This is a genomic window from Rudaea sp. (assembly GCF_057139185.1).
Map to the genome: position 1 here is coordinate 131,805 of NZ_DBNHDN010000031.1, position 19,162 is coordinate 150,966.

At 65.6% G+C, this 19,162-nt stretch carries 17 protein-coding genes; 4 read left to right on the plus strand and 13 right to left on the minus strand.

Going from position 1 to position 19,162, the window contains the following annotated elements:
- Positions 1–867, plus strand: coding sequence for an NAD(P)-dependent oxidoreductase (locus AC16HO_RS11175; protein WP_395643272.1), 867 nt, complete (start codon positions 1–3; stop codon positions 865–867).
- Positions 868–928: 61 nt separating this feature from the next.
- On the opposite strand, the gene AC16HO_RS11180 is transcribed toward AC16HO_RS11175, so the two are convergent.
- The 8 genes from AC16HO_RS11180 to AC16HO_RS11215 form a co-directional block, all read right to left on the minus strand.
- Entirely contained in the window at positions 929–2,158 is a 1,230-nt protein-coding gene (locus AC16HO_RS11180; protein WP_395643271.1) for an acetylornithine transaminase, read from the minus strand.
- Positions 2,159–2,165: 7 nt separating this feature from the next.
- Positions 2,166–2,585 (minus strand): HIT family protein, encoded by a 420-nt coding sequence (locus tag AC16HO_RS11185; RefSeq protein ID WP_395643270.1) that lies wholly within the window; start codon positions 2,583–2,585, stop codon positions 2,166–2,168.
- Between the two features lies 1 nt (position 2,586).
- On the minus strand, positions 2,587–3,018 hold the full coding sequence (locus AC16HO_RS11190; protein ID WP_395643269.1) for a VOC family protein: 432 nt from the start codon (positions 3,016–3,018) through the stop codon (positions 2,587–2,589).
- A gap of 70 nt (positions 3,019–3,088) precedes the next feature.
- The gene (locus AC16HO_RS11195; RefSeq protein WP_395643268.1) at positions 3,089–3,907 is read right to left on the minus strand and encodes an SDR family oxidoreductase; all 819 of its coding nucleotides are present in this window, start codon (positions 3,905–3,907) and stop codon (positions 3,089–3,091) included.
- A 17-nt stretch (positions 3,908–3,924) separates the two neighbouring features.
- Positions 3,925–4,509, minus strand: coding sequence for an LON peptidase substrate-binding domain-containing protein (locus AC16HO_RS11200; RefSeq protein ID WP_395643425.1), 585 nt, complete (start codon positions 4,507–4,509; stop codon positions 3,925–3,927).
- Positions 4,510–4,526: 17 nt separating this feature from the next.
- Positions 4,527–5,903 carry a UDP-N-acetylmuramate:L-alanyl-gamma-D-glutamyl-meso-diaminopimelate ligase gene (mpl, locus tag AC16HO_RS11205; protein WP_395643267.1) on the minus strand — a complete coding sequence of 459 codons (1,377 nt, stop codon included), beginning with the start codon at positions 5,901–5,903 and terminating at the stop codon, positions 4,527–4,529.
- Complete coding sequence (locus tag AC16HO_RS11210) at positions 5,900–6,439, minus strand: hypothetical protein (RefSeq protein WP_395643266.1); 540 nt, start codon at positions 6,437–6,439, stop codon at positions 5,900–5,902. The genes mpl and AC16HO_RS11210 overlap by 4 nt, the downstream gene beginning before the upstream one ends.
- Positions 6,440–6,533: 94 nt before the next feature.
- Positions 6,534–7,097 (minus strand): adenylate kinase, encoded by a 564-nt coding sequence (locus tag AC16HO_RS11215; protein WP_395643265.1) that lies wholly within the window; start codon positions 7,095–7,097, stop codon positions 6,534–6,536.
- Between the two features lie 141 nt (positions 7,098–7,238).
- Between AC16HO_RS11215 and AC16HO_RS11220 the strand changes: the two genes are divergently transcribed.
- The 3 genes from AC16HO_RS11220 to AC16HO_RS11230 are packed head-to-tail and all read left to right on the plus strand — an operon-like array spanning position 7,239 to position 9,552.
- A complete protein-coding gene (locus tag AC16HO_RS11220; protein WP_395643264.1) occupies positions 7,239–8,528 on the plus strand; it encodes a 6-phosphofructokinase in 1,290 nt (429 codons plus the stop codon).
- Positions 8,525–8,950 (plus strand): alternative ribosome rescue aminoacyl-tRNA hydrolase ArfB, encoded by a 426-nt coding sequence (arfB, locus tag AC16HO_RS11225; RefSeq protein WP_395643424.1) that lies wholly within the window; start codon positions 8,525–8,527, stop codon positions 8,948–8,950. The genes AC16HO_RS11220 and arfB overlap by 4 nt, the downstream gene beginning before the upstream one ends.
- Complete coding sequence (locus AC16HO_RS11230; protein ID WP_395643263.1) at positions 8,947–9,552, plus strand: lysophospholipid acyltransferase family protein; 606 nt, start codon at positions 8,947–8,949, stop codon at positions 9,550–9,552. The genes arfB and AC16HO_RS11230 overlap by 4 nt, the downstream gene beginning before the upstream one ends.
- Positions 9,553–9,574: 22 nt before the next feature.
- Here AC16HO_RS11230 and AC16HO_RS11235 read toward each other — a convergent pair whose 3' ends face one another.
- The 5 genes from AC16HO_RS11235 to AC16HO_RS11255 all read right to left on the minus strand — a co-directional run bounded on the left by AC16HO_RS11235 (position 9,575) and on the right by AC16HO_RS11255 (position 19,103).
- Positions 9,575–10,927 carry a glycosyltransferase gene (locus AC16HO_RS11235; protein WP_395643262.1) on the minus strand — a complete coding sequence of 451 codons (1,353 nt, stop codon included), beginning with the start codon at positions 10,925–10,927 and terminating at the stop codon, positions 9,575–9,577.
- A gap of 223 nt (positions 10,928–11,150) precedes the next feature.
- The gene (locus tag AC16HO_RS11240; protein WP_395643261.1) at positions 11,151–14,663 is read right to left on the minus strand and encodes an indolepyruvate ferredoxin oxidoreductase family protein; all 3,513 of its coding nucleotides are present in this window, start codon (positions 14,661–14,663) and stop codon (positions 11,151–11,153) included.
- Positions 14,664–14,845: 182 nt separating this feature from the next.
- A complete protein-coding gene (locus AC16HO_RS11245; RefSeq protein ID WP_395643260.1) occupies positions 14,846–15,655 on the minus strand; it encodes a DUF2167 domain-containing protein in 810 nt (269 codons plus the stop codon).
- A gap of 87 nt (positions 15,656–15,742) precedes the next feature.
- A complete protein-coding gene (locus tag AC16HO_RS11250; protein WP_395643259.1) occupies positions 15,743–16,963 on the minus strand; it encodes a sterol desaturase family protein in 1,221 nt (406 codons plus the stop codon).
- Positions 16,964–17,051: 88 nt separating this feature from the next.
- Positions 17,052–19,103, minus strand: a complete 2,052-nt coding sequence (locus AC16HO_RS11255; protein ID WP_395643258.1) for a sodium-translocating pyrophosphatase — start codon at positions 19,101–19,103, stop codon at positions 17,052–17,054.
- Positions 19,104–19,162 lie beyond the last annotated feature (59 nt).

Consider the following 19,162-nt stretch of genomic DNA (forward strand, 5'->3'; position numbering starts at 1 on the left):
ATGGCAGACATCAAGGCAGGATTCGTTGGTCTCGGCGCAATGGGCTGGGCGATGACCGGGCACCTGAAGCGTCTTGGGCTTTTGGTCGGCGTCGCCAATCGCAGCGCGGCGAAGGCGCAGGCGTTCGCGCGGGAATACGGCGTACTCGGCGCGGCGGATCCGGGCGAATTGGCGAAGCATTGCAATGTGATCGCGCTATGCGTCTCGGCCGATGCCGACGTGCTCGAGGTGACGCGCGCGATCGCCGCGCAGGCGCAGCCCGGCACGATCGTCATCGATCATTCGACCGTGTCGTCGAAGACCGCGGTCGAGGCGCAGAAGCGCATGCGCGCGGCCGGCGGCGATTTCCTCGATGCACCGGTGTCGGGCGGCGTCGAAGGGGCGAAGAACGGCAAGCTGTCGATCATGGTCGGCGGCGACGAAGCCGCGCTCGCGCGCGTCAAGCCGGTGCTGGACGCCTACGGCGCGCGTATCACGCGCATGGGCGGCATCGGCGCGGGACAGAACACCAAGGCGGTCAACCAGACCGTGATCGCCGGCATCATGCAGGGCATCGGCGAAGGTCTCGCCCTGGCCGAAGCGCTCGGGCTCGATCCGGCCGTGCTGCTGCCCACGTTGTCGGGCGGCGCGGCGCAATCGTGGTATCTCGATAAACGCGGCGCTTCGGCGATGCGCAACGAGTTCAACGTCGGCTTCAAGCTCGCGCTGATGCACAAGGATCTCGGCATCGCGCGCGATCTCGCGGCAGCGGCTGGCGTCGGCCACGAGGTGCTCGACAAGTCGCTCGCAGACTATGCCGAACTGATGGCGCAAGGCCACGGCGACGAGGACGTTTCCGCGGTGATACGCCTCAAGCGACGCAAGTGATTTTTACGCTTGTCGATCAAAAAAGTTGGCGCGAGATCATCCGCTCGACCGATTCACGCCTCTATGCGACAAGGAAGGCACGCAATGCGAGCGCGAGACGCGTAAGTCCCTCGCTCACATCGCGATCAGTGATGTTGAGCGCCGGCACGAAGCGCAGTACATCAGGGCCGGCTTGCAGCAGCAGCAAGCCTTGCTGCGCGGCGTGATCGAGAATCGCGCCTGCCTTGCCCTTGTGCGCATCGGTCAGCACTGCGCCGAGCATCAGGCCGCGGCCGCGCACGCCGTCAAACACCTTCAGTTCGGCATTGATCGATTGCAGGCCGGCAATCAGTGCGGCCGACTGACGTTCGACGTTCGCGGCGACCTGTGGTGATGACAGCTTGCGCAAGGCTACGCGCGCGACGGCTGCGGCGAGCGGGTTGCCGCCGAACGTGGTGCCGTGCGCGCCGAACTGCATCACCTCGGCGACCTTCGCGCCGGCCAGCATCGCGCCGATCGGGAAGCCGCCGCCGAGCGCCTTGGCCAGAGTGACGACGTCGGGCCGGACACCGTCGTGCCAGTGCGCAAACAGCGCTCCGGTGCGGCCCATGCCGCACTGGATCTCGTCGAGCACGAGCAGCGCATCGTGTTGGTCGCAGAGTGTGCGCAGGCCGCGCAAGAAACCCGGTGCGGCAGGCATCACGCCGCCTTCGCCCTGGATCGGCTCGACCAGCACCGCGGCGACAGCGCCCGTCGCGAACTCGGCCTCGACCTGCGCCAGGTCGTTGAAGTCGACGTAGCGGAAACCACCCGGCAGCGGCTCGTAGCCGTCCTGGTACTTCGGCTGCGCGGTCGCGGTGACCGCGGCCAGCGTGCGGCCGTGGAAGCTGCCACGGAACGTGAGCATCACGCGCTTCTCGGGCGGCCTGCCCTGCGCTGCGGCCCATTTGCGCACGAGCTTGATCGCGGCTTCGTTCGCTTCCGCGCCCGAATTGCACAGGAACGCCCGCGTGGCAAAGCGCGAAGCTTCGACGAGTTCCTCGGCCAGCCGGATCGGCGGCTCCGAATAGAACACGTTGCTCGTGTGCCAGAGCGTGTGCGCCTGTTCGGTCAGTGCGGCGACGAGGTCGGGATCGCAGTGGCCCAACCCGCACACCGCGATGCCGGAGCCGAAATCGACGTACTCCTTGCCGTCGCGGTCCCACACGCGCGAACCCTGCCCGCGTTCGAGTATCGTCTCGCGCGGCTTGTAGATCGGGACGTAGTAGCGCTTGCCGGCGGCAAGCAGGTCGGCGGTGGTGGTGTTGCTCATCGATTCCTCAAAGGTGCGGCAGCAATTGCGCAGCCAGTTCATCGAGATATGCCCGCGGACAATCATCGGGCACGCCGTTCGGATAGACATTCCACATGCCGTCGCCGATTTGGCGGGGCTGCAGGTGCAGATGGAAATGATCGATCTCCTGCCCCGCGATTTCACCATTGCATTGCCACAGGTTCAATCCAGCCGGCGAATAGGCGCGGCGCAATCCGTGCGCGACGCGCAGCGCGAGATTCATCACTGCGCTGCCTTCGTCCGGCGTCAGATCGTAGATCGTCGGTGCATGCCGGCGCGGCACAACGAGCACATGTCCGGGGACGGGTTGACGCAAGCTCATGAAAGCGACGGTCGATTCATCCTCTGCAACGAAACTTGCAGAAAGCCTCTGCGCAATGATTCCGCAGAAGATGCAACCGCTCATATCACCACGTCCCCGTATTCGGCATCGACGCCCACGGCTCCTGCGGCGGCAGGTGACCGTCCTGCAGCAACTCGATTGAAATCAAATCAGGCGAGCGCACGAAGGCCATGTGGCCGTCGCGCGGCGGACGGTTGATCGTCACCCCCATCGCCTGCAGGTGCGCGCAGGTGGCGTAGATATCGGCGACGCGGAAGGCGAGGTGACCGAAGTTGCGCGCGCTGCCGTAGCCTTCGGTCCTGCCTTCGGCATCGGGCCAGTTGTAGGTCAGTTCGATCTCCGCGTCTGGCGTATCCGTCGCGGCGAGGAACACGAGAGTGAAGCGGCCTTTCTCGTTGTCGATGCGTCGAGTTTCGATGAGGCCGAGTCCCCCACAGAAGAATTTCAGCGAGGCATCGAGGTCGCGGACGCGGATCATGGTATGCAGGTATTTCATATTTGTTTCCTTTGCGATCGTCCGCGATCGCGAAGATCAAGAAGCGGGCGTCCGGCCCGCGCCGTTCAACTCAATCCAGAAACAAGTCCGCCAGCAGCGGCTTCGACGGATCGACCGCGTAGGCGGAAAAATCGCTGACGCCTGCCGCGCGCAATACTTCGTCGTCGATGAAGAACCGGCCGCTCGCCTCGCGCGCCGGACGGGTCAGGATCGCGTGCGCCGCGTCGGCCATGATTTCCGGTTTGCGCCCGTTGCCGGCGTCGACGCCGGGAATCATGTTGAGCGCGTCGGTGGCGATCAGCGTGCGCGGCCACAGCGCATTGATCGCGATGCCCTTTTCGGCGAATTCGGCGGCGAGGCCGAGGGTGACGAAGCTCATGCCCATCTTGGCCAGCGTGTAGCCGGTATGCGGTGCCCACCATTTCGGATCGAGCGAGGGCGGCGGTGCCAGGGTGAGGACGTGCGGATTCGCGGCTTTCAGCAGATGCGGCAGGCAGACCTGCGCGCAGAGGAAAGTGCCGCGAGAATTTACCTGAGTCATCAGATCGTAGCGCTTCATCGGCGTATCGAGCGCGCCGCGCAGCCAGATCGCACTGGCGTTGTTGACCAGCACGTCGATGCCGCCGAAGCGGGCAACCGTGGTATCGACCGCGGCATGTACTTCGTTCTCCTCGCGGATGTCGCAGCGGATCGCGAGTCCCTTGCCGCCGGCCGCCTCGACCGCGGCCGCGGCGCTGTGGATCGTGCCGGGCAGCTTCGGGTTCGCCACGTCCGACTTCGCGGCGATGGCCACGTTCGCTCCGTCGCGCGCGGCGCGCAGCGCGATCGCAAGACCGATGCCGCGCGATGCGCCGGTGATGAACAGGGTTTTTCCTTTCAACGAACTCATGTGCCTGCCTCTTTGTGTCAGCCGGATTGGAATCGGGACAGAGTGTGCATCAACTGCGTCAACCTTTCGAGCGGGGCGGTCATCTGCAGCAGCGCCTGCCGTTCGCGGTGGTCGAGCGGAAGCAGTTCGGCGAGGCGGAAGCCGACCCAGCTTGCGTCGTCGAATGCTGCGCGCGGCGCCTTGGCGTGCGGGCCGCCGGTTTTTTCCAGCAGGCGTTCGAGGATGGTCGCGAGCAGATGGAACTCGACTGGCACCTCGGTACGTATCTCGTCCGCCCACGGCTCGACGTCGCCATGGGCGAGGCCGGAGTCGCGCACGCGCGAGCGCGCGAGGCGGAAGCGCTGTGCGCCTTGTGCGCGGATGCCGAGCAAGCCGTCGGACGTGGTTGCGAAGTCGACGATGCGTGCGAGCGTGCCGACCGCGGCCGGCGTGGCCGGCTCGCCAACCTCGCTGCCGTCGAGGATCAGGCACACGCCAAACGGCGAGTCGCCACGTGTGCACTCGCGCACCATGTCCAGATAGCGCGGCTCGAAGATGCGCAGCGCGATCTCGCCGCCCGGAAACAGCACGGTGTGCAGCGGGAACAGCGGCACGTCGAGCATTGCCACCGCGCGCCTCGTCAGCCTGTCCGGGCCAGCGCCGCCACGAATCGCCGCGGCGCATTCTCGAAGCCGCCGTTCGACATGAAGACGACGTGGTCGCCGGGTCGTGCCTGCGCGCGCAGCGCGGCGATCAGCGCATCGACGGTCGGCGCGGTGCGTCCGCGGCCGCCGAGTGCGTCGGTAACTTTCGCTGCATCCCACGGCAGTTCGGCGCGTTGCAGAAAGACCACCGCGTCGGCGTCGGCGAGGCTCGGCGCGAGCGCGTCGGCGTGGGCGCCAAGACGCATCGAGTTCGAGCGCGGCTCCATGCCGACGAGGATGCGTGCCTTGCCGATCTTTGCGCGCAGGCCGGCGAGCGTGGTCGCAATCGCGGTCGGATGGTGGGCAAAGTCATCGTAGATCTTGATGCTGTTGGCTTCGCCGACCAGCTCCATGCGCCGCTTGGCACTGCGGAATGCTGCCAAACTGGCGATGGCATGGACGACATCGATGCCGCCCGCATCGGCCGCCGCCAGTGCGGCGAGTGCATTGCCCACGTTATGCCGGCCAATCAGGTTCCAGCGCACAACGCCGACTTCCGCGCCGTCGCGTGATACGGCGAACGCGCTGCCGTCGGCCGCGATCAATCGGGCGCGCCAGTCGCCGCTATCGATGCCGAACGTCGTGACCGGAGACCACGTGCCCATTGCCAGCACTTCGGCCAGGTGTTCGTCTTCCGCGTTCACGATCAGGTGACCGTTTGAAGGCACGGTGCGCACGAGATGATGGAACTGGCGCTGGATCGCGGCCACGTCGGCGAAGATGTCGGCGTGGTCGAATTCGAGGTTGTTGAGGATCGCGATCCGCGCGTGGTAGTGGACGAACTTCGAGCGCTTGTCGAAGAACGCGGTGTCGTACTCGTCGGCTTCGATGACGAAGTCCGCGCTCGCGCCGAGGCGCGCGGAAACACCGAAATTTTCCGGCACGCCGCCGACGAGAAAGCCGGGCGCGCGACCGCAGGCGTCGAGGATCCAGGCCAGCATCGCCGTCGTCGTCGTCTTGCCGTGGGTGCCGGCGACGGCGAACACGCGGCGTTCGCGCAGCAGCGCATCGCCGATCCACTGCGGTCCGGACACGTAGGGCAGGCGTGCGTTCAACAGGTGTTCGACGGCCGGATTGCCGCGCGACAGCGCGTTGCCGACGATGACGAGATCCGGTTTCTGCGCAGCATTTTCGCTGCCGAGGTGCTCGGCGCGATAACCCTGCTTGAGCGTGATGCCGAGCGCGGCGAGCTGGTCGCTCATCGGCGGGTAGATGTTCGCATCCGAGCCCTCGACCTCGAAGCCGAGTTCGCGCGCGAGCGCGGCGACGCCGCCCATGAACGTGCCGGCGATGCCGAGGATGTGCAGTTTCATCCGGCGAACAGGCTCAGCAGCAGCGACAGCAGCGCGATCCAGGCGAAGATCACCGCGATGCCGCCGGCGAAACTCAGGTTGAGGCTGTGGCGCAACACGTTCGCGATCGCCGCAAGTTGCCAGATGCCGAGGGCGAGGATCAACGGGCTGAGCAGCATCTGCGTCGGCGTGACCTGCTCGGGCACGAGGCGCCCCGCTTCGAGCGGAATCTTGCCGAACGCGAGCACGACTGGAAGGTTGATCAGGGTGAAGATCAGGTTGCAACCGACCAGGGCAGTCGCCGCCTGCACGAAGCGGCTGCCGAGGTCGCGCAGGCGCAGGACCAGGCGCAGCGCGGCGAGTACGAGCAAGGTTTCGAGCAGCGTCGAAAGGAACGATTCGCCGAGGCCGGCCGGCGCCGGGATCGTGCGCGCGACGGCCTGCACGATGATGCAGGCGACGGCCATCGCCGCGAGCAGTTGCGGCGAATACGGCAGGTCCTGGGGGCCGCGGCGCAGCAGCACCAGGTCGCGGAAAATTGCTACAACAGGAGGCATGGGAGCGGGCGCAAGCGTGATTTTGACGCGGCTTGCCAGTGTATCAGCTTGTCCTTGTCCGTCACCCGGCTCGCGCCGGGATCAAGCAAGAGTTTCAGCGTGGCAACACCGCCAGAATCCGCTGGAACACTTGGTTGACCTCGCCCACGCCGTCGACGGTCTTGAGCTTGCCGATCTGGCCGAAGTGGTCGGCGACCGGCGCGGTCTGGGCGCGATAAACCTCGAGGCGCTTGCGTACGACGGCGGGATCGTCGTCGGCGCGGTGCTCGGCGGCGAAGCGGATTTCGCAGCGCGCGAGGATGGCGCTGTCGGGCACATCGAGCTTGATCGCGACGTCGAGCGGCTGGCCGATGCGCGCGAGCAGGCCTTCGAGTGCGGCGCACTGGGCGAGGTTGCGCGGATAGCCGTCGAGAATGAAGCCGCCTTTCGCGTCGGCCTGGGTGATGCGCTCTTCGAGCATGCCGAGCACGATGTCGTCGGAGACGAGCTGACCCGCCTCCATGACCGCCCTGGCCTTGAGGCCGAGCGGCGTGCCGGCCTTGACCGCGGCGCGCAGCAGGTCGCCGGTCGAGATATGCGGAATGTTCAGTTCGTTCTTGAGCAGGGTGGCCTGGGTGCCCTTGCCAGAGCCGTTCGGGCCGAAGAAAACGATGCGCATATCTGGTTCCGTGAGGACGCGGTGGTGGATGCAATGCGAAGTGCGACAGGCTAACCTAGCGGCAGTGCGGAGCCGAGTCAACGAGACCATGAAACTACGCGCATCGCGGAGTTTCCTTATTCCGAATCCAGTGAGGATGGCATGAGCAAGAGGCAGGGCAAGTCGGGCAAGGGCGCGCTGTTCTACGCGCAGTCGGGCGGGGTGACCGCGGTGATCAACGCCAGCGCCTGCGGCGTGATCGAAACGTGCCGATCCCGGGGCGTTCCGGTGTACGCGGGCCGCAACGGCATCCTCGGCGCACTGCGCGAGGAACTGATCGACGTATCGAAGGAGGACCGCCGCGCGGTTGCGGCATTACGCCACACCCCGGGCGGCGCGTTCGGCTCGTGCCGGTTCAAGCTCAAATCGATCGAGGCCGACCGCTCGCGCTACGAGCGCCTGATCGAGGTCTGCCGTGCGCACGACATCCGCTATTTCCTTTACAACGGCGGCAACGACTCGGCCGACACCAGCCTGAAGATCTCCAAACTCAGCGCCGAATTGGGCTATGACCTGAAAGTCGTCGGCGTGCCGAAGACGGTGGACAACGACCTGCCGGTGACGGATTCGTGCCCCGGCTTCGGTTCGGTGGCGAAGTACACGGCGGTGTCGATCGCCGAGGCCAGTCTCGACGTCGAATCGATGAGCGAGTCCTCGACCAAGGTCTTCGTCATGGAGGTGATGGGTCGCCACGCGGGCTGGATTGCGGCCGCCGCCGGTCTCGCCGCGCAGGGCAAGGATGCACCGCCGCAGGTGATCCTGTTCCCCGAGGTGCCGTTCGAGCAGGACAAGTTCCTCGCGCGCGTGAAGGAAGTCGTGGCCAAAGTCGGCTACTGCTCGGTCATCGTCTCCGAGGGCGTGAAGACGCCGGATGGCCGATTCCTCACCGACTCGGGCGTGGTCGATGCGTTCGGCCATGCCCAGCTCGGCGGCGGCGCGGCGCCGATCATCGCGGGCCTGGTCAAGGAAAACCTCGGTTTCAAGATCCACTGGGCGGTGCCGGACTATCTGCAGCGCTCGGCGCGGCATCTGGCGTCGAAATCCGACGTCGAGCAGGCCTACGCGGTCGGCAAGGCGGCGGTCGAATACGCGCTCGCCGGCAAGAATGCGGTGATGCCGGTGATCAAGCGCGTGTCGTCGACGCCGTTCAAGTGGAAGATCGAGGCCGCGCCGATAACGAAGATCGCGAACATCGAGAAAAAGCTGCCGGCGAACTACATCAGCAAGGATGGTTTCCACATCACCGCGGCCGCGCGCACCTATTTCGAGCCGCTGATCCGCGGCGAGGCTGCGCCGCCCTACGATGCAAGGACCGGCCTGCCGAAATACGCGCGCCTGAAGCGTGTGCTGCTGAAGAAGAAACTGCCGAAGTACGAGATCGCCGACAAATAACGGGGCGACGATTCGTGCCGCAGATTCCCGAAAGCGAACTGATCGAAAGCTTCGTGCGCGCCTCCGGGCCCGGCGGGCAGAACGTCAACAAGGTTGCCTCGGCGGTGGAGTTGCGCTTCGACGCAGCGAATTCGCCGTCGTTGTCCGAGGCGTTACGCGCGCGCGTACTGGCGCTGCGCGACCGGCGCCTGACCGCCGCCGGCGTGCTCGTGATCCAGGCCAACCGCTTTCGCGACCAGGCGAAGAACCGCGAGGACGCGCGCGCGCGCCTTGCCGAAATCCTGCAGGCGGCCGCACGCGTGCCGAAAAAACGCATCGCGACCCGGCCGACGCGCGCATCGAAAGAGCGCCGTCTCGATGCCAAGCGACTGCGCAGTACCCACAAGCAGCAGCGGTCGAAGCGCAACTGGAGCGACGATTGAACGCGAAGACGCCTGCGCCGGCTTTCCCGAGCGTGCCGCCACAGGCGCCGCAGTTTCCGCCGTCGCTGCGCGGTGCATTGTGCCGCGCACTGCTGCGCCTGACCGGCTGGCGCATCACCGGCGAACTGCCGGACGTACCCAAGCTCGTCATCATCGGCGCGCCGCATTCGTCGAATTGGGACGGCGTCTGGTCACTTGCGTTCAAGGTCGCGCTGCGCCTGGACGTCCGTTTCATCATCAAGAACGACTACACGAAGGGCGTGCTCGGCCCGCTCGTGCGCGGCCTCGGCGGCATCGGCATCGACCGCAACGCCGCGCACGACGTCGTCACGCAAATGCGCCAGCAGTTCGCCAGGCGCGACAAGCTCTGGCTCGGCATCACGCCCGAAGGCACGCGCAAGAAAGTGAAGAAGTGGAAAAGTGGATTCTGGCACATCGCGCGCGCGGCGCACGTGCCGGTGCAATTGCTCTACTTCCACTACCCGGACAGGACGATCGGGCTCGGCCCGTTGATCGAGCTCTCTGACGACCTCGACGCCGACATGGCGCGCATCCGCGCGTACTACGTGCCGTTCCAGGGCAGGAATCGCGGCACGGTTTGATCTGCGGCTCGCCGGGCGAGGATCAGCCGCGATAGCGGGCCAGTAGTTCCGGTTGCTGGCGTCGCTGCAACTCGATCAGGGTCTGCCGCGCCGCGCCGCCGATGCGCCTGCGCAAATCGGGAGCGGCGCGCAGGCGTTCGATGGTTTCGAAGGCCTCGGCCTCGCTGGAAACGAGGAATCCGTTTTCGCCGTGCACGATCAGCTCGGCGCAACCGCAGAGCTCGGGGAACACGATCACCGGCAACTCCATCGCCATCGCTTCTAGGATGACCGCGCCGCCGGTTTCAACCCATTGCGGATGCTTGCGGAAGACGAACAGGTCGAGACTGTCGAGAAAGTCGCGCGCATCGACTGCACCCTCGGCGATCAGTTCCGGGCGCGCACCCGCGTCGTGCGAGAACACGCGTTCGATTGCGCTGCCGCCGAGCAGCCTGATGCGGTATCCGCGTGCGACGAGATCGCGGAAGAAAGCGCCGTCGTTGAAATGATACTTGTAGGCGTACGCACGGCCATGTCGCCCAATCGCCAGATCCGTCGTCGCCGTATGCTCGCGTCTGCGCTGGAAGCGGACGAGATCAACCGCCGAGTATTCGGCCGTTCCGGGCAGACCAAGCAGATCGCCGAACATCGTCGAGGGGAACGTCAGCTCCACCGGCGGGTGCGCCGGGTTGTTCTCGATCCGCTTCAGGTACGAGAGCAGTTTCTGGTTCTGTTCCATCAGGTTGTGGCAAATGATCATGCGTTCGAAGCGGCCGCGTTCGAGCAGGTCATTGCAGTCGTAGTAGGTGCCGATCAATGCAAGCGTACCGCCCGACGGGGCCTCTGCCCTGCCCTCGATCAGGCGGATCGGCGCCTCGTCGCGATATGCCGCATGCGGCGGTGCGGTCGACCACAGCGTCGTCGGCATGTGCGTGCAGAGCATGCGATGCAGGTTGAGCGCGCGGCGTTCGGTGCCGCCGAGGCTGTCGAGATTGCAGACTATATGCACATGCCGATCCGCGGCGAGGCGAGGGTGGGCGCGGGCAAGCGCGTTGACGTGTTCCAGCGCGGCGCGGATGTCACTGCCCTCCCTGCGCCAGTTGGCAGGTCGGTCGATCAGGAAGCGGCATTCCGTCAGCAGGTCGGCGCATTCCGGATGCAGTGGATCGATTTCGCGTACCCGTTCGGCCATCGCCAGCGCCGCATCGACCAGATTCACGTCGAGCAGCATCTCGACCGCAATGACCGCTTCCTGAAGGTCGAAGATGCGATGCGCGCGCACGCCAAGCAGGGCTTCCCTCGCCTTGCCGCCTTCGCCCATCTGCAACAGCGCGGCTGCCCGATGCAGGATGTCGCGTTGCTGCAGGCCGGTATCGAAACTGAACGATAAATTCATGGCCGGTCCACGGATGCGTCACGCTGTGTGCGGGCCAAATATTGGGGATGGCGGCAACAACAAAAGTTCAGGGCGACAGGCGCACCGCCGCGCCGCAGTCCGGGGCGAAGCCCGGCTACGGTCGCAAAGCCGCTGGAAAATGGCGAAATCGGCCCCCGACGGAAACTCAAGAAACCCCCTTCAACGCCCGCAGAAACCCCTCGACGAACTCCTCCAATCTGAATCATGCGGCCGCGCGAGTCTCCGGATTTGCGGCGCGCCATTCGCCCAGAAGCTGCTTGCGCGCCGCCGCCGCCCTGGCAAAGTTCGCTTCCTTGATATGGCCGTAGCCGCGAATCTGCTCCGGGATCGAAGCGATATCGACGGCGAGCTTGAGGTTATCGCGACCCAATTTCGAGAGCAACTCGTCGATCGTGGTGAAGTAGTCGGCGATCAGCTGACGTTCCATCCTGCGCTCTTCGGTCCGGCCGAAGAAGTCGAACCTGCCGCCACGCAGGCCCTTGAACTTGGCCAGCAGTTTGAACGCGCGGAACATCCAAGGGCCGAATTCGCGCTTGATCAGATGGCCATCGGCGTCTTTCTTCGCGAACGTCGGCGGGGCGAGGTTGAAATGGATCTTGTAGTCGCCGTCGAAGACATTCTTGATCTGCCGCTCGAACTCGCCGCTCGTGTACAGGCGCGCGACTTCGTATTCGTCCTTGTACGCCATGAGCTTGAACGCGTAGCGCGCGACGGCTTCGGTCAGCGCGGTCTGGCCGGGCACCCTCGTCTGTTCGACGCTGCGCACCTTGCCGACCAGTGCCTGGTATTTCGCCGCGTAGGCGGCGTCCTGGTAGTCGGTGAGGAATGCGATGCGACGCGCGATCTCTTCGTCCAGCGTCCGGCTGATCTTCACGTCGTCCAGCGGCGCTGCAATGGATGTCGCCGCCGCAGGCGCCGCGGCACCGTTGGCCGCTTCCTTGACCCTGGCCATGTCGACCGCGGCGAGGCGGCCCCAGTGGAACGCCGACTTGTTCATCTCGATCGCCGCGCCGTTGAGCTCGATCGCGCGCATCAGCGCGGCTGCGGAGATCGGCACCCAGCCCTTCTGCCAGGCATAGCCGAGCATGAACAGGTTGCTCGCGATCGAATCGCCGAGCAGCCTGGTCGCGAGGTCGGTCGCATCGACGAGTTCGGGCCGGTCGCCGTCGAGCGCGGTGCCGACCGCGTTGACGATCTGCAGCGCAGGAAACTGCATGTCGGGCTTGGTCGTGAACGTGCCGGGCATCGCTTCGTAGGTGTTGAGGACGACATGCGAGCGTTTCGCACGAATCTTCGACAGTGCCCAGTAGTCGTTGACCACGACCATGTCGCAGCCGAGCACGAGATCGGCTTCGCCGGCGGCGATGCGCACGGCGTGGATGTCGGCCGGTGTCTTCGCGATGCGCAGGTGGCAGGTCACCGCGCCGCCCTTCTGCGCGAGGCCGGTCTGGTCGAGCACGGTGGCACCCTTGGACTCCAGATGCGCGGCCATGCCGATCAGTGCGCCGATCGTTACCACGCCGGTGCCGCCGATGCCGGTGACGAGGATGTTCCACGGTTGACTCAGATCGCTGGCAAACGTGGGCTGCGGCAAGCTGGCGAAATCCACTTTTCCGCTGCCCGGCTTGCGCTTTTTGAGGCCGCCGCCGTGAATGGTGACGAAGCTCGGGCAGAAGCCCTTGACGCAGGAAAAATCCTTGTTGCAGTTCGACTGGTCGATTTCGCGCTTGCGCCCGTACTCGGTTTCCTTCGGCAGCACCGAGACGCAGAACGATTTCTCGCCGCAATCGCCGCAACCTTCGCAGACCAACGAGTTGATGAACACGCGCTTCTTCGGGTCTTCGAGCTTGCCGCGCTTGCGCCGGCGGCGCTTTTCGGTGGCACAGGTCTGGTCGTAGATCAGTACCGACACGCCGGGCACTTCGCGCAGGCGCTTGGACACCGCGTCGAACTCGGCGCGGTCGACGAACTCGACGTCGCGCGGGAACAGCTCGCGTTTCGACCACTTTTCGATCTCGTCGCTCATCACGACGATGGTCTGCACGCCTTCGGCGCGCATCTGGTTGGCGATGTCGGGCACGGAAAGCTTGCCGTCGACAGGCTGACCGCCGGTCATCGCGACCGCATCGTTGTACAAAATCTTGTACGTGATATTGACCTTGGCCGCGATCGCCTGACGGATCGCCAGCGAACCGGAATGGAAATAGGTGCCGTCGCCGAGGTTCTGGAACACGTGCTGGGTTTCGGTGAACGGCGCCTGCCCGCACCAGGTCGCGCCTTCGCCGCCCATCTGGGTGAACGTGTCGGTACGCCGGTCCATCCAGGTGACCATGTAGTGGCAGCCGATGCCGCCGAGCGCGCGCGAGCCTTCGGGCACGGCGGTGGAGGTGTTGTGCGGGCAGCCGGAGCAATAGTGCGCGGCGCGCGGGAAGTTCGCGCGCGGCAGGGTCAGTTCCTTCTCCTTCGCCTCGATCCAGGCGACGCGTGCCTTGATCGTGTCGTTGGAGAAGAAGCGCGACAGGCGCTTGGCGATCACGAGCGCGATCATCGCCGGGGTCAGTTCCGACGTCGACGGCAGAATCCAGTTGCCTTGCTCGTCGTATTTGCCGACCACGCTTGGGCGCGTCGGCCAGTTGTACATGTATTCCTTCATCTGCGACTCGATGAAGGAGCGCTTCTCTTCGGCGACGATGATGTCCTCGAGGCCGTTGGCGAATTCGCGGATGCCGACCGGCTCGAGTGGCCAGGTCATGCCGATCTTGTACACGCGGATGCCGATGTCGGCGGCCATCTTGTCGTCGATGCCGAGATATTCGAGTGCCTGCAGTACGTCGAGGTAGCTCTTGCCCGTGGTGACGATGCCGAGGCGCGCCTTCGGCGAGTCGATGACGATGCGGTCGATCCGGTTCGCGCGCGCAAACGCCTGCGAGGCCTGCACGGCGTACTGGTGCAGGCGCATTTCCTGATTGAGCGGCGGATCGGGCCAGCGGATGTTGAGGCCGCCGGCCGGCATGATGAAGTCGGTCGGCACGACGATGTCGAGCTGATGCGGATTGACGTTGACGCTGGCCGAGGATTCGACGGTTTCCGCAATCGTCTTGAAACCGACCCAGCGCCCGGTGAAGCGGCTCATCGCCCAGCCGAGCATGCCCATGTCGAGGATGTCCTGCACGCCGGCCGGATTGAGGATCGGCATCATCGCGCTGACGAACTCGAGTTCCGAACCGTGCGGCAGCGTCGAGGAGCGGCAGGCGTGGTCGTCGGCCGCGAGCGCGAGCACGCCGCCCCTCGCCGAGGTGCCCGCGGCGTTGCCGTGCTTGAACACGTCGCCCGAACGGTCGACGCCCGGACCCTTGCCGTACCACATCGCGAACACGCCGTCGTACCTCGCGCCCGGGAACAGGTTGGTTTGCTGCGTACCCCAGACCATCGTCGCGCCGAGGTCCTCGTTGAGGCCGGGCTGGAATTCGATGGCCGAGGCTTGCAGATGCTTCTTCGCCTTCCACAGTTCGAGGTCGAATCCGCCGAGCGGCGAGCCGCGATATCCGGAAATGAAGCCCGCCGTGTTGAGGCCGGCGGCGCGGTCGCGCATCTGCTGCATCAGCGGCAGGCGGACCAGAGCCTGCACGCCGGAAAGATAGATACGGCCCTGGGTGCGCGTGTACTTGTCCTCGAGCGTGTAGCCGAGGTCCAACTGGGTTGCGGGAACAGACATGACGGCCATGCTCGCGTTAGAGTCAATGCTCGATTTTAGCATCGGCACCGCGTACGGCTGCGCGAATGTGGTGCAAGACACCCCGAAAGTCGACCGCGCCCGCCGATTTGCGCGCCGGCGGCCGCGGAATCCTCGTATCGCCCGGCCCGGTTTTTCGTGGCCCATTGTCCGCAAGGGCGGACCTATTGCGTTTGCGTGATCATTCCGCTGAGGGAATAGGCGGCAAGGCGCTCACCCCTGGCCCATGCGGAATAGTCCGCCTCGGCCTCGAAATGCACCGACGCGGCCATTTCGCGCAATCGGCCGACGCAGGATTTCGCCGCCTTCGCGTCGACTCCGACGATGCTGATCTCGAGCACGCCCTTGCGCGCAAGGCGCAGGGCGTGGCAGTCGAATACGCTGGTGCTGGCGTCGTCCGGCTGACGCTCCTCGCTCCAGACCACAGTCGGGCCGTCGCGCTCCGGAACATCGGCATAGCGCAGCAAGGCACCGCCGCTGCCGGCGAGCCGCGGCACGCGTGGCCGTGCGCGCGCGGCATCGAGCAGCATGGCGGGCTCGAGCGCCGCAGCGTCGCTGGCGACGAAGCCGTCGTGGCGCCAGCGCAGGCGAACGATACGCAGGTTCGCATCGGTGACGTTCTTGTTTTCGTCGATCATCCAGCCGATCAAATGCGCGTCGTCCACGCCGCGCAGGGCGGTATCGACGCGGCGTGCCTCGGCACCGGCGAGCAGATGCTGGCCACGCGGAATGTCCAGGCGCATGCCGATCGCTTCGCGCACGTAGCGGCCGCGCAGGAAGGCGGCGTGGTCGGCGAGCCGGCGCAACTCCGCGGGCGTGGCACGGCGCGCCGGCTCGGTTCCGTCTGCGGGGCTCGAGGCCGGCTGCGCCGGGCTGCGCGCGGCGCTGGCCGGCGATGCGGAATCGCCCGAACCGTACGCGGCGCCACAGAAAGTGGTCGCGCCGAGAACCAGGATCACCCACCGCCAACGCATGGCAAAACCTCCCCAGACGGACACGTGCGAGTGTAGACGAGTGCGGCGGGCAAAACCGGGCAGTCCGCCGCGGTTTTGCGACCGCGCTCAGGCCTGCGTGTCGGGCTTGACCATGGCCCTGAACGGGAACGTCTGCTGGTTGACGAAGCCGTCGGGCATGTAGTCGCCGACCACGCCGTAGCGTTCCGGAAACTTCTTCTCCGACTTCACCGCGGTGCCGAACAGGTAGTCGAGGAACGAATAGTGCGCGGCGTAGTTCCTGTCGATCGCCTCGTCGTCCTGCGAGTGGTGCCAGTGATGGAAGTCGGGGGTCACGATCAGGTATTTCAGCGGCCCCCACGGCAGGTGCACATTGGCGTGATTGAACACGGCCTGGAAGCCGACGATGATGATATAGGCGTTGATCACGCCTTCGGCGAAGCCGATCACGAACAGCGGCGCGAGCACGAGCACGCGCGTGGCGACGATCTCGAGCATGTGCTGGCGCGATCCGGCGAGCCAGTCCATGGTCTTGGCCGAGTGGTGCACCGAGTGGAATTTCCACAGCAGCGGCACCTCGTGGTACGCGCGGTGGGTGAAGTACTGGGCAAGGTCAGCAACGAGGATGCAGAGTAGCAACTGCGGCACGAACCAGATGCGCTGCACGGCTAGCTGGAAGTCGTGGTTGACCAGCCAGCCGAACACGTGATGGATGAGAAAATTGACCGTGAGCAGGATCAGGCCGACGAGGAAGTGGTTGACGGCGAAATGCTTGAGATCGGTCTGCCATTCGCGGCGGAAGATCGGCTGGCCCTTGTAGAGCGGGAACAGTTTCTCGAGCACGACGAAGATCACGGTCGAGCCGAGCAGGTCGAGGATGAACCAGTCGAGGCCGATGTAGGGCGTGTTGTCCGGGAACTCGCCGACCGGCACGCGCGAGCCGCCGAGCGCGACCGCGACGATGACGCAGGCGAACGCGACCAGGTTGAGGTTGCGCCGGCGGTTGAAGATCAGGTTGGTCAGCGCCAGCGCGCCGGCGACGAGCAGGCCGGCGAACAGCAGCTGGCGCAGCACGTCCACCGAGTACTTGTGGCGCAGCTCGGGCATCGTCAGGTACTGCGGGAAATGGAACGCGAGTACCGCGAGCAGGCTCAAGATGCCGAGCAGCAGCGCGATCACCGTCGTGATCAACGCCCTGCCTTTGCGCAGATCGCCGCTGCGATGGAGCAGATTGTCGGTGGCGTCGACGACTTCGCCGACGCGGCGCGCGGTGGCCGCGAACGGAGCGACGAGGACGCGGCGGGAAATCGAGCGGGTTGGCTGGCGCATGGCGGTCACAACGGCGAAGGATTGCGAAAGCGTACCCTTTCAAGCCCCCGTCCGGCGACGGGGGCTTTTCCGGGGCATTCGATTTCGCTTACAGCAACGGAATCAACAGCAGCGCCACGATGTTGATGATCTTGATCAGCGGATTGACCGCCGGGCCCGCGGTGTCTTTGTAAGGATCGCCGACCGTGTCGCCGGTGACCGCGGCCTTGTGCGCGTCCGAGCCCTTGCCGCCGAAGTTGCCGTCCTCGATGTACTTCTTCGCGTTGTCCCAGGCGCCGCCGCCGGTGGTCATCGAGATGGCGACGAACAGGCCGGTGACGATGGTGCCGATGAGCACGCCGCCGAGCGCCTGCGCGCCGGCGACGGAACCACCGAGCCACTTGAAGCCGAACACGACGAGCACGGGCACGAGCACGGGCAGCAGCGAGGGAATCATCATCTCCTTGATCGCCGCACGCGTGAGCATGTCCACCGCGCGCGAGTAGTCGGGCTTGGTCTTGCCCTCCATGATGCCCTTGATCTCGCGGAACTGGCGGCGCACTTCTTCGACCACGGCGCCGGCCGAGCGGCCGACCGCTTCCATCGCCATCGAGGCGAACAGGTACGGGATCAGGCCGCCGATCAACAGGCCGATGATGACGTAGTGGTTCGACAGATCGAACGTGACGTTCGCAAGGCCCGGCTGGCCCGAGAGGTTGTGGGTGTAGTCGGCGAACAGCACGAGCGCGGCCAAGCCGGCCGAGCCGATCGCATAGCCCTTGGTCACCGCCTTGGTCGTGTTGCCGACCGCGTCGAGCGGATCAGTCACGGCGCGCACGCCCGATGGCAGTTCGGCCATTTCCGCGATGCCGCCGGCGTTGTCGGTGATCGGGCCGTAGGCGTCGAGCGCGACGATCATGCCGGTCATCGACAGCATGGCCGTGGCGGCGATGGCGATGCCGTAGAGGCCGCCGAGCGCGTAGGCGCCCCAGATCGATGCGCACACCGCGAGCACGGGGTACGCGGTCGACTTCATCGAGATGCCGATGCCGGCGATGATGTTGGTCGCATGACCCGTCGTCGAGGCCTGCGCCACGTGGCGCACCGGCGCGTATTCGGTCGCGGTGTAGTACTCGGTGATCACGACCATCGCCGCGGTCAGGGCGAGGCCGATCAGCGCGCAGAAGAACAGGTTCGTCGCGCCGATCGGCGTGCCTGCCATCAGCGAGTTGGTGATGAAGTAGAACGCGATCGCCGCGATCACCGCCGAAACGGCGACGCCGACGTAGAGCGCATTCATGATCCTCGCGCCGGGCTTGGTCTTGACGAAGAACGTGCCGATGATCGAGGCGACGATCGACACGCCGCCGAGGACCAGCGGATACAGCACGCCGTTGGCCCCCACCGTGGCAGCGCTGATGCCGCCGAGCAGCATCGTTGCGACCAGTGTGACCGCGTAGGTCTCGAACAGGTCGGCGGCCATGCCGGCGCAGTCGCCGACGTTGTCGCCGACGTTGTCCGCGATCACCGCCGGGTTGCGCGGATCGTCCTCGGGGATGCCGGCTTCGACTTTGCCGACCAAGTCCGCGCCGACGTCGGCGCCCTTGGTGAAGATGCCGCCGCCCAGACGCGCGAAGATCGAGATCAGCGACGAGCCGAAGGCGAGGCCGACCAGCGCGTGCAGCGCCTTTTCGGTCGGCAAGCCGAAATGCAGCAGCGCCATGTAGTAGCCGGCGACACCGAGCAGGCCGAGGCCGACGACGAGCATGCCGGTGATCGCACCACCGCGAAAGGCGACGTCGAGCGCGGCGGCGAGGCCCGAGCGCGCTGCTTCCGCCGTGCGCACGTTGGCAGCGACCGAGACGTTCATGCCGATGAAGCCGGCCGCACCGGAGAGGATCGCGCCGACCGCGAAGCCGATCGCGGTCGGCCAGTTCAGGGCGAAGCCGATGACGACGAACAACACTGCGCCGACGATGCCGATCGTCGTGTACTGCCGATTCAGATAGGCCTTGGCGCCTTCCTGGATCGCCGCGGCGATCTGCTGCATGCGCTCGTTGCCGGCGGGTTTGGCCATGATCCAGGCGCGCGACCAGATGCCGTAGACGATCGCGAGCAGGGCGCAGATGGGCGCGATCCAGTAACCGTATTGTTGCAACATGCCTTTCTCCCTTGGAACAGGCTGATGGAAGGAAACAACGATGGGGCGGTACGGAAAAG